The following is a 16,801-nucleotide window of genomic DNA, read 5'->3' as shown; positions in this document are numbered from 1 at the left end:
CACTTGACGAGGCTTTTTAATATCTTATATAATAGATTTTAACAGGATAACAACAAAGGAGAATACAATTATGGCAACAGACCGTTATACAAGTCCGCTTTCAGAGCGTTACGCAAGTAAAGAAATGCAGTATATTTTTTCTCAGGACAAGAAATTCAAAACATGGAGAAAGTTATGGATCGCACTTGCAGAGACAGAAAAAGAATTAGGACTCAATATTACTGATGAGCAGATTGAAGAATTAAAAGCACATGCAGAGGATATTAATTATGATGTTGCAAGAGAACGTGAAAAAGTTGTACGTCATGATGTAATGTCACATGTATATGCATATGGCGTACAGTGTCCAAAAGCAAAAGGTATCATCCACCTTGGTGCAACATCATGTTATGTTGGAGATAACACAGATATTATCGTAATGGCAGAGGCTTTAAAACTTGTTCGTACAAAGTTGGTTAATGTAATTGCTGAGCTGGCAAAATTTGCTGATGAGTATAAAGCACAGCCTACACTTGCATTTACTCACTTTCAGCCGGCACAGCCAACAACAGTTGGTAAGAGAGCAACTTTATGGATGCAGGAATTTGAGATGGATTTAGAAGATCTTGAATATGTACTTGAGAGCTTGAAATTGCTTGGTTCAAAGGGAACAACAGGAACACAGGCAAGCTTTTTGGAACTTTTTGACGGAGATCAGGAGACAATCGACAAGATTGATCCGATGATTGCTGAAAAACTTGGATTTAAAGCTTGTTATCCGGTATCAGGTCAGACATATTCACGTAAAGTGGATACAAGAGTGCTCAATGTACTTGCAGGTATTGCGGCAAGTGCACACAAATTCTCAAATGATATCCGTCTTCTTCAGCACTTGAAAGAAGTAGAAGAGCCATTTGAGAAGACGCAGATTGGTTCTTCAGCAATGGCTTATAAGAGAAATCCGATGAGAAGTGAGCGTATCGCATCACTTTCCAGATATGTGATGATCGATGCTTTGAATCCGGCAATCACTTCAGCTACACAGTGGTTTGAGAGAACATTGGATGATTCAGCAAACAAACGTCTCAGTGTACCAGAGGGATTTCTTGCAATTGATGGTATTTTGGATCTGTGCCTGAACGTAGTTGATGGTCTGGTTGTATATCCAAAAGTAATAGAGAAACGTCTGATGGCAGAGCTTCCATTTATGGCAACAGAAAATATCATGATGGATGCAGTAAAAGCAGGCGGAGACAGACAGGAATTACATGAGAGAATCCGTGAATTGTCTATGGAAGCAGGAAGAAATGTAAAAGAAAAAGGTCTGGATAACAATCTGCTTGAGCTTATTGCAGCAGATTCAGCGTTCAACCTTTCATTGGAAGACCTTCAGAAGACAATGGAACCATCAAGATATGTAGGACGTGCAAAAGAGCAGGTTGATGCATATTTGAATCGTGTGATTCGTCCATTGTTAGAGAAGAACAAAGAAGTGCTTGGTGTAAAAGCAGAGATTAACGTATAAAGTACAGAACAAAAATACAGCTTTACCGGACATCCTGTTAAGATTTGAAGAAAAAAGCAAAGGAATGTTGCATTTGATTGCAGCGTTCCTTTTTCTTTTATAGAATTTTTCACAATTGGCAAAAAATGTAAATAGCTTTGTCTATAAAATGTTGCCGAATCTATAGAATAAGAGATGGTGAGGGATAACTATGGAAGGATGTTTGGAAATTTATGGATTTTACAGACCGATTATAAAACGTACAATTGTGGGGATGTTGTGTGTTGCTATTTTAACAGGTGCTGTATTTTCAAGAAAAGCTGTAGGAACAAAAGAATATTTAAGTGCAGAAAAGCAAGAAGAAACAGGAAATGATATTGCAGTAAGTAAAATGGAGAAAATTGTTGCAGCAGAATCTCAGGAGATTATAGTAAGTGAGCCGGACAAAACTGTTATGGCAGAGGCGAAAGACAATCTTGCAGAGAAAGAAGAAGCTATAATTGCGGCTGAATCGAAGGTAAATATTGTAGACGTACCAAAGAATACGGTTGTGGATGAAGCAAAAGATGTTATCACAGATGAGCCGAAGGATACGATTGTGAATGAATCAAATGATATTCCGAAAAATGATACGGAAGAAAGTGAGGATGCCAAAACAGATATTGCAGAGACAGCAACGCCATTTTTAATTGATGAAGCCGGAATGCTTTATGGAATCAATGAAGAAATGCTGGATTGTAGAAGTGGTGTATTGGAACTTCCATCAGAAAATTGCGTCGGAATCCGCAGTCATGCATTTATAAATGGCTTTACTGATATTTATGAGATTTACATACCATCTAATATCTCAGTGATTGAAACAGGTGCCTTTGATGGGATTGATAATTTATTTGATATTATGGTGGAAGAAGGAAATATAAATTACACCTCAATTGATGGTGTGCTATATGATGAAGAAGAAATAACATTATTAGCATTTCCGGCAGGAAGAACAGGAGGATATATTGTTCCGACACAGACAGAAAGAATTGCAGCAAATGCATTTGCACAGACAGGATTGTCGGTGATTGATATTCGTGACTGTGGAACGCTTTTGATAGAAGATGACAGGGCAGCACAATTGGTGAGATGTGAACAGTAACACTTGAACATTTATCCCACTTGCTTTATAATAGAGCGTGGCTTTAATGTTGCTGTTTGTAAATGTACAAACAGTGATATTTGAATAGAATTATGTTAAAAACAAGAAGTGGAGAATGAAAAAATGAGTAAGGTAAGAACAAGATTTGCACCAAGCCCAACAGGAAGAATGCATGTTGGAAATCTACGTACAGCACTTTATGCATATTTGATTGCAAAACATGAGGGAGGGGATTTTATCCTTCGTGTAGAAGATACAGACCAGGAAAGATTTGTGGAGGGAGCACTTGATATTATTTATCGTACACTTGCCAAGACAGGTCTTGTACACGATGAAGGTCCGGATAAGGATAAAGGCTATGGCCCATATGTTCAGAGTGAGCGTAACGCACAGGGAATATATTTAAAATATGCGAAGCAGCTTGTTGAGCAGGGAGATGCATACTATTGTTTCTGTGATAAAGAACGTTTAGAGTCTCTGAAGACATCTGTATCAGAAAATGGAACAGAGATTGTGGTATATGACAAGCATTGTCTGAATTTATCAAAAGAAGAAGTAGAAGCAAACCTGGCAGCAGGAAAACCATGGGTTATTCGTTTGAATGTACCAAATGAAGGAACAACAACATTCCATGACGAGATTTATGGTGATATTACAGTGCCAAATGCAGAATTAGATGATATGATCCTGATTAAGTCAGACGGATATCCAACATACAATTTTGCGAATGTAGTAGATGACCACTTGATGGAGATCACACATGTTGTAAGAGGAAATGAGTACCTTTCTTCTGCACCAAAATATAACAGATTATATGAGGCATTTGGATGGGAAGTACCGATATATGTGCACTGTCCATTAATCACGGATGAGAACCATAAGAAGTTAAGCAAGCGTTGCGGACACTCTTCATATGAGGATTTGATAGACCAGGGATTTATTTCTGAAGCTGTTGTGAATTATGTGGCACTTCTTGGATGGTGTCCAACAGACAATCGTGAGATCTTTAGCTTAGAAGAGCTGGTAGAAGCATTTGACTACAGACATATGAGCAAGTCTCCGGCAGTCTTTGATACTGTGAAATTAAAATGGATGAATGGTGAGTACCTGAAAGCAATGGATGATGATTGTTTCTATAAGATGGCAGAACCATATATCAAAGAAGTTGTCACAAAAGAGTTTGATCTGAGAAAAATCGCAGCACTTGTTAAGTCAAGAATTGAGATTCTGCCTGACATCAAAGATCAGATAGATTTCTTTGAGGAAGTTCCGGAATACGATGTTGCATTGTATACACATAAGAAAATGAAAACAAATCCAGAGAATTCACTGGAATTATTAAAAGAAGTTGTTCCTGTACTGGAAGCTCAGGATGATTTTAGCAACGATGCTTTATTTGAGACATTGAAAGCATTTGCAACGGAAAAGGAATACAAGGTAGGTTATGTAATGTGGCCAATCCGTACTGCAATTTCAGGAAAGCAGAATACACCTGGAGGTGCTACAGAGCTTATGGAGGTTCTTGGAAAAGAAGAATCACTGAGTCGTCTGAAAGCAGGAATTGAAAAACTGTCATAATTCAAATAGCACTTGTAAAAAGATAGATTTGAAAGAGGTAAAGATGAGTTCATATAGCCACACAGAGAAGCAGATGCCTGTTTCTTATAACGGCGCCACTGGCACGCAGAAAGCCAGACGGACTTCACTTAGTCAGGCACAGAAAAGTGCCGTGCTTCACGGAAAGGGACCATGTCTTGTATTGGCAGGTCCCGGTTCCGGGAAGACAATGACAATTGTAAACAGAATAAAATATCTAATAGAAGAATTACATGTACGACCAGAAGAAATTCTGGTCATTACTTTTACTAAATATGCGGCAACAGAGATGAAATTGCGATTACAGTCCAGTATGGAAGGGAAAAAACTTCCGGTAACAATGGGCACGTTTCACGGAATCTATTATGGTATTTTGAAATGGGCGTATCGGTTCGGACCGGAAAATATTTTATCGGAGGAAGAAAAGTATAAACTGGTCCGTCAGATTGTGAATCATCAGGACGAACTGGAGATTATGGATGAAGAAGATTTTTTGAAAGACGTAATTACCGAGATCGGTGTTGTGAAAAACAATCGTAATCAGATAGATACATACGAATCAAAGAGATGCCGGCCGGATATCTTTCGGAATATTTACCAGGAATACGAAAGAGAGCGGAAGCAGTTAAGAAAAATAGATTTCGATGATATGCTTGTTCTGTGTTATCAGTTGTTTACAAGCCGGCCGGATTTGTTAAAGCTGTGGCAGGAAAAGTTTCAGTATATATTGATTGATGAATTTCAAGATATCAATCAAGTACAGTATGACGTGATTAAAATGCTGGCTGCTCCGCAGAACAATCTTTTTGCTGTAGGTGACGATGACCAGTCCATTTACGGGTTCCGGGGTGCGGATGCGAAGCTGATGTTTCAATTTCAAAAAGACTATCCGGAAGCAAAACAGATTTTACTGGATATTAATTACCGGTCAACAGCCAATATTGTGAAAAATGCGTTGAAAGTAATTGAGCATAATGAGGTGCGCTTTGATAAGGCAATTAAGACGAAGAAGAAAGCCGGAAAGAGTCTGCATGTACAGGAAGTAAGGGATTCTGAAGAAGAGAGCAGATACATTGCAGAAGAAATCGCATCGAGAATAGCAGAAGGTGTTTTGGCAGAACAGATTGCTGTGTTATACCGAGTACATACAGATGCGAGAGCTTTAGTGGAAAAGTTGATTGACAGTAAGATTCCTTTTCAAATGAAAGAACACATGCCAAATTTATATCAGCATTTTATTGCAAAAGATATCCAGGCATATTTTCGTATAGCGCTTGGTAAATTGACGAGGGCAGATTTCTTACAGATCATGAATCGACCAAAACGTTATATCAGCAGGGACAGTGTTTCGGGAAAAGAAAAAAGTCTTTATGATGATGTACGGAAATTCTACAAAGATAAAGCCTGGATGATAGATCGTATAGACCAGATGGAATGGGATATTAAGATGCTTGGAAAGATGGCCCCTTATGCAGCAATTCAATATTTGCGAAAACGAATCGGATACGATGAATTCTTAAGAGAATATGCAACACAGCATCAGATGCAAAAAAGTGATCTGTTTGACGTACTTTCTGAGATTGAAGAAGCAGCAAAACCATATGAGACTTTACAGGAATGGTTTACCCATATTGAAGAATATAGTATCGCATTGAAAATGAAAGAGCAAAAGAGTGGAGAAAATCGACGAGGGATTCATTTAATGACGATGCATGCGTCAAAAGGACTGGAATTTGATACCGTATATCTGATTCACACAAATGAAGGGTGTATTCCTTATAAACGTGCGTTAGAAGAGAATGGGCTGGAAGAAGAAAGAAGACTGTTTTATGTTGCAATGACCAGAGCGAAAGAAGTCTTAAAGATCAGTTATGTAAAAAATAAAAACGGAAAGGAAATCAGTCCTTCCCGTTTTGTTGAAGAATTATTCGAGGGAGTCTAATCCAAGTGCATCCAGATCGAGTGCCTCGTACTCCATAGTATCGAGCCATTCATCATATGCATCACAGACTGCTTCGTATTCTTCATCATCTTCGATGGATTCCAGTCCAGGTTCTCCGTCCGCATCCTGTGTGTAGCGGTAGATGTATACAGGGCTTTCTTCGCCGCCTTCTTCATCCGGTGGAAGAAGTGCAATGTATTGCTGTTCATTTACATCCAATACACATAAAATCTGACATTCAATTGTTTCATCATTGTCTAAATACAGGGTTACAGTACCCAATTCATTCTGTTCCATAAGAGTCTCCTTTTTGAAGTATTGACAATATTTATCTAGATTTACTTTAACAAAGATAAAGATGAAACGCAAGAAGAAGATGAAAACGAATTGACAAACGATGAAAAAAAGTTAGAATAGAATCAGTGAATTTGAATTATTGCAGGAGGAGATTGAAGTTGAAGAAACGTATATTTACGATATTGATGGCAGTTATGATGATAACATTACTTTTAGCAGGTTGTAAAAAAACTGCAGGAACACCACAGGATAATACAACAAAAGAGACAGAAGAGGCAAAGGCAAAAGAAGCTCAGGAAGAAGCACAAGAAGAGGAAGAAGCAGGGCTTCTGTTTGGATATAGTTGTATCAATTTAGATAATCCATATTTCCAGGCACTGGAAAAGGCGATAGAGACATCTATCGGAGAAGATGTTCGAATTGTGTCTATGGGAGCTGAGAACGATGCTCAGAAACAGAATCAGCAGATACAGGAAATGATTGATATGGGAGTAGATGCAGTATTTTTGAGCCCGGTAGACTGGGAACAGATTGAGAGTGCACTGGAAGCATTGAAAGAAGCAGGCATTCCGGTTATCAATCTGGATACACAGGTGAAAAACTCTGATCTTACGGCAGCATTTATAGGATCAGATAATAAAAATGCAGGATATGTGTGCGGAAAAGATTTGAAGGAAAAATGTCCGGATGGAGGAAAAATCCTGATTTTTGAAAATAAGGGTATCAACTCTGTAAATGAACGAATTACAGGATTTGAACAAGCTATTTCCAATGCGGGATTTGAAGTGTTGAATCGTGTTGATGTGAATGGAGAAAAGAAAAAAGCATATGAACAGATGAAGAGTTTTTTGAAACAATATCCGGAAATCAATGCAGTCATGTGTGGAACGGATGAAGTTGCATTGGGAGTACTTCAGGCGGTGAATGAGGCAGGACGTAAGGATATTTATATTTATGGAGCTGACGGCTGTCCGGAAGCAAAGGAAGAAATTGCAAAAGAAGGAAGTGCATTTGTGGGAACAGGAGCACAGTCACCGATTAATATCGGAAAAGATGCTGCAAAAACAGTTATGGCAGTACTGGAAGATAAAGATTATGAAGAAGAGATACGAGAGGAAACATTTATCATTAATAAAGATAATGTAGAACTATATGGAACAAATGGCTGGCAGTAGGAGGACATCAGAATGAGGAGAGTGGAAGGAACACCACAGCCACTGGGGGCAACATCGTACCCTGATTATACAAATTTTGCGGTATCAGTACCGACAGGAAAAACATGTCGTTTATTGATCTATCAGAAAGGAAAAGCAGAACCGGTACAAGCATTTGATATGTTGGAAGAAGAGGGTCTTGGAGAAGTGCGATATCTTGGTCTGGAAGGATTTCGTGCAGACAGACAGGAATACAATTTTGAAATAGATAAACAGGTTTGTATAGATCCTTATGTAAGAGAAGTTTCGCGAACAAAACGTTTTGGAGAAAAACCAAATCCGCAGAAACACGAAATCCGTGGGCGGGTTCCGGAAACAGCGTATGACTGGGAACAAGATCATCATTTAAAATTACCATTGAATGAAGTGATAGCATATAGTTTACATATAAGAGGATTTACAAAACACAGCTCATCAAAGGTAAAACACAAAGGTACATTTTTAGGAGTAATCGAGAAGATACCGTATTTGAAGTCTCTTGGCGTAAATCAAATTCAGTGTATGCCGATTTATGAGTTTTCAGAGATTGTCGGACATAAGACAAATTACTGGGGATATGGAAAGGGATATTATTTTGCTCCAAAGCCGTCTTACAGTGCTTCAGGGCATGCGTGTCGTGAATTGAAGGATATGGTGAAAGCATGTCATAAAGCAGGTATTGAAGTGGTGGTAGAGATGCCATTTACACCGGAGATACTGCCGCAGATGGCAATTGAATGTCTGAAATATTATATGCTGGAATATCATATAGATGGGTTTGTACTCAATCCATATAATGCTCCGTGGGAAAGTATGAAGCAAGATCCTCTTTTAAAAGGAATTAAGCTGATCCAAAAAGACGATGGATTCCAAAATGTGATGCGTCGCTTTTTAAAGGGAGATGAGGGGATGATCCCAGATGTTATCTGGGCGATCAAACACAATTCCAGTGAAGATAATAAGTATAATTATGTGACGAACCAGACAGGCTTTACTCTTCAGGATCTTGTATCATATGATGCAAAACATAATGAAGAAAATGGAGAAAATAACCAGGATGGACCAGATTATAACTATAGCTGGAACTGCGGAGCAGAAGGTCCAAGCAGGAAAAAGGCAATTGTAGAATTACGAAAAAAACAAATCCGCAATGCTATGATGTTGTTATTGTTATCTCAGGGGACACCATGCCTGCTTGCAGGAGATGAGTTTGGCAATACCCAGAAGGGAAACAATAACGTGTATTGTCAGGATAATGAGACGGCGTGGCTGAATTGGAATAAGAAAAAGATGAATGAAGCATTGTTTGAATATGTGAGAACATTGATTCAATTTAGAAAAGAACATACTTCTCTTCATAAAGAAATGCCATTGCTAGGTATGGATAAGACCGCATGTGGGCTTCCTGACATTTCATTTCACGGAGAACTGGCATGGCAGACACCGGCAGCTGTTTATAGCAGACAGCTTGGCGTATTGTATTGTGATAATGAAGCAAAGCAGGATACTTGTTATATAGCCTACAATATGCACTGGTTAAAGCATACATTCGCATTGCCATCCTTGCCGAAAGGGAAAAAATGGTATCGAGTTATGGATACGGCAGCAGAAGTGTGTGATGAAAAACTGGAAGAAATGCAGAAGGCAGTTCGGCTTGATGAGAGAAGTATCGTAGTATTGTGTGGGAAATAAAGAAAGTAGGAAGATATTTTGAAAGCAGTGCAACATTTTCGAACAATTACAAAACACAAAATATTGGTTATGAAAGAGTGTTTTCGCGTAGGCTTATATCGACAGGGATTATTGCATGATATGTCAAAATATGGCTGGACAGAATTCAGAGTAGGATGTAAGTATTATCAGGGCACTAGAAGTCCGAATAATGCGGAAAGAGAAACTCTCGGTTATTCTTCAGCCTGGCTTCATCATAAAGGAAGAAATAAGCATCATTATGAATATTGGATCGATTACGGACTTGATGGGAAGAAAGCTCTGATCGGTATGAAGATGCCAAAAAATTATGTGGTGGAGATGGTACTGGATCGCATTGCAGCAAGCAAGGTGTATAAAGGAGATGCATACAAAGATTCTGATCCGTTGGAATATTTTACACATGGCGGAACAGATGGATATGTGATGCATGAAGACACAAAAGCACTTTTGGAAAAATTGCTTCGGATGTTGGCAGACAAAGGAGAAGCAGAAACATTTGAATATATCAAAAAAGTTGTGCTGAAGGATAAAAATTTCTCATATTAGAGAAAAAGAGGAGAAAATAATGCTGATTTATATTGTACGACATGGAGAGACAGATTGGAACAAAGAGCATAAAGTACAGGGGGCTGTCGATATTCCGTTAAATAAATATGGAATCCATCTCGCAGAAGAGACGGCGGACGGCTTGGAGAATATCAGATTTGATGCAGCATATTCCAGTCCGCTTAGCAGAGCAAAAAAGACTGCGGAAGTGATTTTGAAAGGACGTAATATAAAAATAAAAGAAGATAAACGAATACAGGAAATTTGTTTCGGCGCTTATGAAGGTATGTGCATAGGCGGGGAAAAGATGGATCCGAAAAGTGGTGAGTTTAATAAATTTTTTGTGGATACTGAAAATTATGTTCCTATAGATGGCGGAGAAACTGTACCACAGTTGATGAAAAGGACAGGAGAGTTTTTGCGTGAGCTGTGTGAAAATAAGGAACTATCTCAGAAGAATGTTCTGATTACTACACATGGTGCTGCGATGACGGCATTATTAAACAATATCAAAGAAAATTTTGATGTGGCGGCATTTTGGAAAAATGGAGTTCCGGCAAACTGTGCAGTTACAATTGTAGATGTGAAGGAAGGAAAACCGGAAATTATAAAAGAAAATGTAATTTATTATAAAGAACAGGTTCGCACCTGGAAAGTAGGAAAATAAAAACCAGATAAAAAGAGCTTCGGACGAATATATCATCCGAGGCTCTTAAATTATGGTTACTGTTCACAGTACCTGTGACCAGCAACGCATCTCGCCATTTTAAATTGCCTTTGGCAATGGGCGAGATGCCGTTCAAGATAAAACGTGCATCCTCCGTGCCAATCAGCGTAGTGATTGACACGGGAGTGAACAGTAACAAATTATGCACTGTGATAAAAAGTAAGTGAGAAAATTAATCTTCGTCGTCTTCTTTATCTACAGTATAAGTCTGTCTCTTTCTTGCCATCTCGTCATTTTCAAGATACTCATCGTAAGTTGTGATCTTATCGATCAGTTTTCCGCCAGGAACAATCTCCATGATACGATTAGCTGTTGTCTGTACAATCTGGTGGTCACGAGATGTAAATAAGAGAACACCAGGGAATTTGATCATACCGTTGTTGAGTGCAGTGATAGACTCCATATCTAAATGGTTAGTAGGCTCATCTAAGAGTAATACATTAGCACCGGAAATCATCATCTTAGATAAAAGACAACGAACTTTCTCACCACCGGATAAAACTTTCAGACGTTTTACACCATCATCTCCGGCAAAGAGCATACGACCAAGGAATCCTCTGACATAAGTAGCATCTTTGTTTTCTGAATACTGTGTCAGCCACTCTGTGATTGTATAATCATTATCGAATTCTCCGCCAAAATCTTTTGGAAAATATGCCTGAGAAGTTGTGATTCCCCACTTATAAACACCTTCGTCCGGTTCCATCTCACCAATCAGAATTTTAAACAGAACTGTCTTTGCAAGCTCGTTGCTTCCGACAAAGGCAACTTTGTCATCATGATTTAGAGTAAAGGAAATGTTATCCAAAATTTTTACACCATCAATTGTTTTTGAAATTCCTTCAACAGATAATACTTCATTACCAATCTCACGATTTGGTCGGAAATCAATATAAGGATATTTTCTGCTGGAAGGTTTGATCTCATCCAGTTCGATTTTTTCAAGAGCACGTTTTCTTGAAGTAGCCTGTTTGGATTTAGAAGCATTGGCACTGAATCGAGAAATGAAATCCTGTAATTCTTTAATCTTTTCTTCTTTCTTTTTGTTTGCTTCTTTCATCTGACGGATCAAAAGCTGACTGGACTCATACCAGAAATCATAGTTACCGGCATATAACTGGATTTTACCATAATCAATATCGGCAATCTGTGTACAGACTTTATTTAAGAAATAACGGTCATGGGATACAACAATAACTGTGTTCTCGAAGTTGATCAAAAACTCTTCAAGCCAGGCAATCGCATCCAGGTCCAAATGGTTAGTAGGCTCGTCGAGAAGCAGAATATCCGGATTACCGAACAAAGCCTGAGCAAGCAGAACTTTCACTTTTTCAGCACCTGTCAGGTCACGAAGATATTTATAATGTAAATCAGTATCAATACCGAGTCCGTTCAATAATGTAGCAGCATCAGATTCTGCATTCCATCCGTCCATAGTAGCGAATTCTGCTTCCAGTTCGCTGGCTTTGATACCATCTTCATCTGTGAAATCTTCTTTGGCATAAATTTCTTCTTTTTCCTTCATAATTTCATACAGACGGGCATTCCCCATAATAACGGTATCTAATACAAGATAATCGTCATATTTGAAATGATCCTGCTGCAGGAAAGAAAGTCTCTGTCCCGGAGTGATTACGATTTCTCCGTTTGTTGGTTCAATCTGTCCGGAAAGAATTTTTAAGAATGTAGATTTTCCGGCACCGTTGGCACCAATCATTCCATAACAGTTTCCTTCAGTAAATTTGATATTAACATCTTCAAACAGCGCTTTCTTCCCGACGCGCAGTGTTACGTTGTTTGCACTAATCATGTTTTGGTTTCTCCTTTAAAATAAAAAACTTTGTTAATGGATAACAAGCTTCAATTGTTATCAGAACTCCAACGCTTATATTAACATGGTTTGGAGGCAAAAGGCAAGGTGTGTTGACCTTGGAAATTGCTTTTTGTGAAGAATTTCATTTTCTATTCAAAAAGAGTAGAAATGTTTTAAGAAATTTGTGGAGATTGTTATTTTCCAAAGGCAAAAAACGTTATATAATAGAGCTATTAAAATTTTTATTGTGGAGCCAGTCGCAAGAAAGTGAGGATGACATATATGGAGAAAGCAACGATTGTACTAGAAGGCGGAGCAACAAGAGGCGTATTTACATCAGGTGTTTTGGATTATCTGATGGAAAAAGATTTGTATTTTTCAAATGTGATTGGGGTATCGGCAGGGTCGTGCAATGCAGTAGATTATGTTTCAAAACAGCCGGGACGGACGAGAGACTGTATGATTCCGACAGATAAAAGTCTGAATTATGTGAATGGTTTACGTACTTTTATTAAAGAAAAATCATTGATGAATATGGATATGATTTTTGATAAATTTCCTCATGAAACATTTCCGTTTGATTTTGAAACATATTTTAAATCAGAGACTAAATGTGAGATTGTGGCAACGAATTGTCTGACAGGAGAAGCAGAGTATCTTGAGGAAGGAAAGGATGAGAAGCGATTGATGAAAATCTGTCGTGCATCCTGCAGTATGCCGCTGGTAAGTCCAATTGTGAATGTAGATGAGGTTCCATATTTGGATGGCGGGCTGGCAGATTCTATTCCGATTCGTCATGCACAGGAATTGGGAAACGAAAAAATTGTGGTTATATTGACGAGAAACAAAGGATATCGTAAGAAAACAATGAAAAGCAGTATAGTTAATCTGTATCGTAAACAGTATGCAGCATATCCAAATCTGGTGAAGACAATTCTTACCAGAAGTTTTATGTATAATAAAGAAATGAATCATATTGAACGTCTTGAGAGAGAAGGAAAAATATTTGTACTTCGTCCAGAAGTGAAACCAGTGTCCAGAATTGAGCGTAATGCGGCAACATTGAAGGCGTTTTACGATCATGGATATCAGTTGATGGAACGTGAATATGATAGATTGATAAAATATCTGGAAGTTTAGAGGAGGAATAACATGGTGAAAGAACATTTGACATATACACAGAATCGTGAATTATCCTGGCTTCGCTTTGATCAGAGAGTATTAGAAGAGGCACAGGACGAGAGCGTTCCGTTGTTGGAGCGCATGAAATTCGTATCTATTTTCACAAGTAATCTGGATGAGTTTTTTATGATCCGAGTCGGCAGTCTTTATGATATGGCAGAAGCGGATGCAAAAAAAATAGACAAAAGATCCGGAATGACAGCGCAGGAACAACTTCATGCAATTTATGAAGCGGTAGCTCCACTTTACAAAGAACGTGATAAAACCTATAGCGAGATTAAAAAGCAACTTTCACCATATGGAATCTGCGGTCTTGATTTTAAAGAATTAGAGCAGCAGGAGAAGAAGTATGTAAAAAAATATTTTAAAGAACAGATTCTTCCGATTTTGTCTCCTCAGATAGTCGATGCGAATCATCCGTTTCCGCATTTGCTTAATAAAGAGATTTATGTTGTGGCAATGTTGAAATATGAAGATCACTCAATGATCGGAATCGTTCCGGTGCCACAGTTTGTCTCAGATATTTTATATCTTCCGGGACATGATATACGTTATATCCGAATGGAGAAAGTAATTATGGAATATCTTGATATTGTGTTTGAACAATATCAAGTATCGGAAAAAAATTATATCTGCGTGACAAGAAATGCGGATGTGTCACCAGATGACGAGGCTTATGCTGATAATGAAGATTTTCGTTTTGTTATGAAGGAAACATTACATAAGAGAAGAAAAATGGCAGCAGTAAGACTCGAAACGGCAAATCCATTGAGCAAAGAAATGGAAAAATATTTCTGCGAAAAAATTAAAATCGGACATGAATGCATTTTCCGTACAAAGATGCCGATGAAACTGGATTTTATTTTTAAGATTATCGATAAAGTGCCGGATTCGATGAAGCGCTCCTTGATAGATGAACCATTTTCACCACAGCCGTCAGTTTCTCTTGTGGAAGGTAGCAGTGTGATGACACAGATAAAGAAAAGAGACATCATGCTGGCTTATCCTTATGAGAGTATGGAACCATTTTTGCAGTTGATTAAAGAAGCATCTACAGACCCGGATGTTATAACAATTAAAATTACCATTTACCGTCTGGCGAAGAAAACACGTCTGGCGGAATATTTGTGCGCAGCTGCGGAAAATGGTAAAGAAGTAACCGTATTGATTGAGCTTAGAGCAAGGTTTGATGAGCAGAATAATATCGACTGGTCAGAAAGAATGGAAGAGGCAGGATGCAGGGTAATTTACGGGTTTGAAGGATATAAAGTACATTCGAAAATCTGCCTGATCACGTATCGAAACCGAAATGAGATCAAATATATTACACAGATTGGAACAGGAAATTACAACGAAAAGACAGCTAAATTATATACGGATTATTCTCTGATGACTTCAAATCAATCAATAGGAGAAGATGCAGCACTTTTCTTTAAGAACATGTCAATCGGTAATCTTGATGGAATTTATAAACATTTGATCGTATCACCTACCAGCTTAAAAACAAAGGTGTTAAGCCTGATGGATGAAGAAATCAAAAAAGGAGCAGAAGGACGTATTTTGATGAAAATGAATTCGGTGACGGATATGGATTTCATGAGAAAAGTTTCAGAAGCTTCCAAAGCAGGTGTGAAGGTGGATCTGATTGTTCGCGGAATTTGTTGTATATTGCCGGGGATTAAAGATGAGACCGAGAATTTGAAAGTGACAAGTATTGTCGGACGATATCTGGAACATCCAAGAGTATTTGTGTTTGGAAAAGATGAAAATGCTACGATATATATCGGATCAGCAGATATGATGACAAGAAATACGGAAAAACGTGTAGAAGTTGCGTGTCCGGTTTATGATCCAAATATTAAAAAACGTCTGCTCCGCGATTTGAAGATTATGCTTGCGGATAATGTAAAAGCAAGAGAGATGAAGAGCGATGGGACTTATCGGAAAAAGAACCGGGGAGACAGAATAATCTGTGCACAGGATGAATTTATGAAATATGCGATTACAGCAAAGCGTCCTGAAAAGAAAGAAAAACATATCACTCCGTTTGAAAAATTAAAAAAATTTTTAAAAATAAAAAGAAAATAAGACAGCAAAAGGAGAACAACTATGAAAGCAGTTCGTGTCGAAACATTTGGAAGTACATCAAAGAAAGAAGAAGCAGTTTTATATACACTGACAAACGAAAATGGAATGTCAGCATCTATAACAAACTATGGTGCAGCATTAGTAAAATTGAATGTGCCGGATAAAGAAGGAAAATTAAGAGATGTAGTTTTGGGGTATGATGATGTGACCGGATACGAAAAAGGAGGCGGATCGTTTGGCGCACCGGTAGGTCGTAATGCGAACCGTATCGGAGGTGCAGTTATTACAATTCAGGATAAGACATATGAACTTGAGAAAAATGATAATGGAAATAATCTTCACAGTGGAACAAATTATTATAATAAGAGAATCTGGAATGTGGGTGAAAAAACAGATTCTAAAATAGAATTTGTTTTGCATAGTCCGGATGGGGATCAGGGATATCCGGGAACGCTGGATATGCATGTTACATATGAGTTGACAGAAGACAATGAGCTGAGACTTATATATGATGCGGTTCCAGATCAGGATACCATTATCAATATGACAAATCATAGTTATTTTAATCTTGATGGACATGACAGTGGGAACGTCTTAAAAGAACTGGTAACACTAGATGCGGATTATTTTACAAGAGCAGATGCACAGTCGATTCCAACAGGTGAATTAGTGGATGTGACAGGAACACCGATGGACTTTAGAATGCCAAGAGCACTTGGTGAAGCAATTGATGCAGATTATGAAGCAGTCCGGTTGGGAAAAGGATACGATCATAACTGGGTATTGAAAAATAATGGAAAATTTGATAAAGTAGCACAAGCAGTTTCAGAAAAAAGCGGGATTGTTATGGAAGTATGGACAGATTTGCCGGGAATGCAGATGTATACAGCAAATTTCCTTGATAATGAACACGGAAAAAATGGTGCAGTATACGGTATTCGGGATGCAGTATGTTTCGAGACGCAGTATTTTCCAGATGCAGTACATCACGAAAATTTTGCCAGTCCAATCTGCAAAAAGGGCATGCCATATCACACAGTGACATCTTACAAATTTGAAACAAAATAGTAGAAGAAACGG

At 38.2% G+C, this 16,801-nt stretch carries 13 protein-coding genes; 11 read left to right on the top strand and 2 right to left on the bottom strand.

From position 1 onward, the window contains the following. The first annotated feature begins 70 nt into the window (after nt 1-70). From purB to H8S40_RS09440, 4 genes are all read left to right on the top strand, one after another. Nucleotides 71-1,504 carry an adenylosuccinate lyase gene (gene purB, locus H8S40_RS09455; protein ID WP_118687622.1) on the top strand — a complete coding sequence of 478 codons (1,434 nt, stop codon included), beginning with the start codon at nt 71-73 and terminating at the stop codon, nt 1,502-1,504. A gap of 190 nt (nt 1,505-1,694) precedes the next feature. Continuing rightward, nucleotides 1,695-2,624, top strand: a complete 930-nt coding sequence (locus H8S40_RS09450) for a leucine-rich repeat domain-containing protein (RefSeq protein WP_186865133.1) — start codon at nt 1,695-1,697, stop codon at nt 2,622-2,624. Between the two features lie 123 nt (nt 2,625-2,747). Next, nucleotides 2,748-4,202, top strand: coding sequence for a glutamate--tRNA ligase (gltX, locus tag H8S40_RS09445; RefSeq protein ID WP_022076394.1), 1,455 nt, complete (start codon nt 2,748-2,750; stop codon nt 4,200-4,202). Nucleotides 4,203-4,245: 43 nt separating this feature from the next. Beyond that, nucleotides 4,246-6,162, top strand: a complete 1,917-nt coding sequence (locus H8S40_RS09440) for an ATP-dependent helicase (RefSeq protein ID WP_366482418.1) — start codon at nt 4,246-4,248, stop codon at nt 6,160-6,162. Here H8S40_RS09440 and H8S40_RS09435 read toward each other — a convergent pair. Then, a complete protein-coding gene (locus tag H8S40_RS09435; RefSeq protein ID WP_118723879.1) occupies nt 6,145-6,459 on the bottom strand; it encodes a DUF1292 domain-containing protein in 315 nt (104 codons plus the stop codon). The two genes, H8S40_RS09440 and H8S40_RS09435, sit on opposite strands and share 18 nt — an antisense overlap. Before the next feature lie 158 nt (nt 6,460-6,617). Between H8S40_RS09435 and H8S40_RS09430 the strand changes: the two genes are divergently transcribed. The 4 genes from H8S40_RS09430 to H8S40_RS09415 are packed head-to-tail and all read left to right on the top strand — an operon-like array spanning nt 6,618 to nt 10,578. Then, the gene (locus H8S40_RS09430; protein WP_118723878.1) at nt 6,618-7,634 is read left to right on the top strand and encodes a substrate-binding domain-containing protein; all 1,017 of its coding nucleotides are present in this window, start codon (nt 6,618-6,620) and stop codon (nt 7,632-7,634) included. 12 nt (nt 7,635-7,646) lie between these two features. Continuing rightward, the gene (locus tag H8S40_RS09425) at nt 7,647-9,344 is read left to right on the top strand and encodes an alpha-amylase family glycosyl hydrolase (RefSeq protein ID WP_118723877.1); all 1,698 of its coding nucleotides are present in this window, start codon (nt 7,647-7,649) and stop codon (nt 9,342-9,344) included. An 18-nt stretch (nt 9,345-9,362) separates the two neighbouring features. Next, complete coding sequence (locus H8S40_RS09420; RefSeq protein ID WP_118723876.1) at nt 9,363-9,911, top strand: DUF5662 family protein; 549 nt, start codon at nt 9,363-9,365, stop codon at nt 9,909-9,911. Between the two features lie 19 nt (nt 9,912-9,930). Further along, nucleotides 9,931-10,578: a histidine phosphatase family protein gene (locus tag H8S40_RS09415; RefSeq protein WP_118737104.1), complete on the top strand. Its 648-nt coding sequence runs from the start codon at nt 9,931-9,933 to the stop codon at nt 10,576-10,578. A gap of 232 nt (nt 10,579-10,810) precedes the next feature. On the opposite strand, the gene H8S40_RS09410 is transcribed toward H8S40_RS09415, so the two are convergent. Then, a complete protein-coding gene (locus tag H8S40_RS09410; RefSeq protein WP_186865132.1) occupies nt 10,811-12,448 on the bottom strand; it encodes an ABC-F family ATP-binding cassette domain-containing protein in 1,638 nt (545 codons plus the stop codon). A 285-nt stretch (nt 12,449-12,733) separates the two neighbouring features. On the opposite strand from H8S40_RS09410, the gene H8S40_RS09405 reads away from it, so the two are divergent. Genes H8S40_RS09405 through H8S40_RS09395 form a run of 3 tightly spaced genes read left to right on the top strand, consistent with a single transcriptional unit; the run spans nt 12,734 to nt 16,789 of the window. Beyond that, nucleotides 12,734-13,591, top strand: a complete 858-nt coding sequence (locus tag H8S40_RS09405) for a patatin-like phospholipase family protein (protein WP_186865131.1) — start codon at nt 12,734-12,736, stop codon at nt 13,589-13,591. A 12-nt stretch (nt 13,592-13,603) separates the two neighbouring features. After that, nucleotides 13,604-15,721, top strand: a complete 2,118-nt coding sequence (gene ppk1, locus H8S40_RS09400; protein ID WP_186865130.1) for a polyphosphate kinase 1 — start codon at nt 13,604-13,606, stop codon at nt 15,719-15,721. Nucleotides 15,722-15,742: 21 nt separating this feature from the next. Continuing rightward, complete coding sequence (locus tag H8S40_RS09395; RefSeq protein WP_186865129.1) at nt 15,743-16,789, top strand: aldose epimerase family protein; 1,047 nt, start codon at nt 15,743-15,745, stop codon at nt 16,787-16,789. Nucleotides 16,790-16,801: the final 12 nt, after the last annotated feature.

The organism is Ruminococcus hominis, from assembly GCF_014287355.1.
Taxonomy (GTDB): domain Bacteria; phylum Bacillota; class Clostridia; order Lachnospirales; family Lachnospiraceae; genus Schaedlerella; species Schaedlerella hominis.
Note: the sequence above shows the minus strand (reverse complement) of the source record. Positions and strands in the feature narration are given on the sequence as shown.

Bases quoted from the DNA above. Each gene is read 5' to 3' on its own strand.
- purB (WP_118687622.1), top strand. From the start codon at position 71: ATGGCAACAGACCGTTATACAAGTCCGCTTTCAGAGCGTTACGCAAGT.
- H8S40_RS09450 (WP_186865133.1), top strand. From the start codon at position 1,695: ATGGAAGGATGTTTGGAAATTTATGGATTTTACAGACCGATTATAAAA.
- gltX (WP_022076394.1), top strand. From the start codon at position 2,748: ATGAGTAAGGTAAGAACAAGATTTGCACCAAGCCCAACAGGAAGAATG.
- H8S40_RS09440 (WP_366482418.1), top strand. From the start codon at position 4,246: ATGAGTTCATATAGCCACACAGAGAAGCAGATGCCTGTTTCTTATAAC.
- H8S40_RS09435 (WP_118723879.1), bottom strand. From the start codon at position 6,459: ATGGAACAGAATGAATTGGGTACTGTAACCCTGTATTTAGACAATGAT.
- H8S40_RS09425 (WP_118723877.1), top strand. From the start codon at position 7,647: ATGAGGAGAGTGGAAGGAACACCACAGCCACTGGGGGCAACATCGTAC.
- H8S40_RS09415 (WP_118737104.1), top strand. From the start codon at position 9,931: ATGCTGATTTATATTGTACGACATGGAGAGACAGATTGGAACAAAGAG.
- H8S40_RS09410 (WP_186865132.1), bottom strand. From the start codon at position 12,448: ATGATTAGTGCAAACAACGTAACACTGCGCGTCGGGAAGAAAGCGCTG.
- H8S40_RS09405 (WP_186865131.1), top strand. From the start codon at position 12,734: ATGGAGAAAGCAACGATTGTACTAGAAGGCGGAGCAACAAGAGGCGTA.
- ppk1 (WP_186865130.1), top strand. From the start codon at position 13,604: ATGGTGAAAGAACATTTGACATATACACAGAATCGTGAATTATCCTGG.
- H8S40_RS09395 (WP_186865129.1), top strand. From the start codon at position 15,743: ATGAAAGCAGTTCGTGTCGAAACATTTGGAAGTACATCAAAGAAAGAA.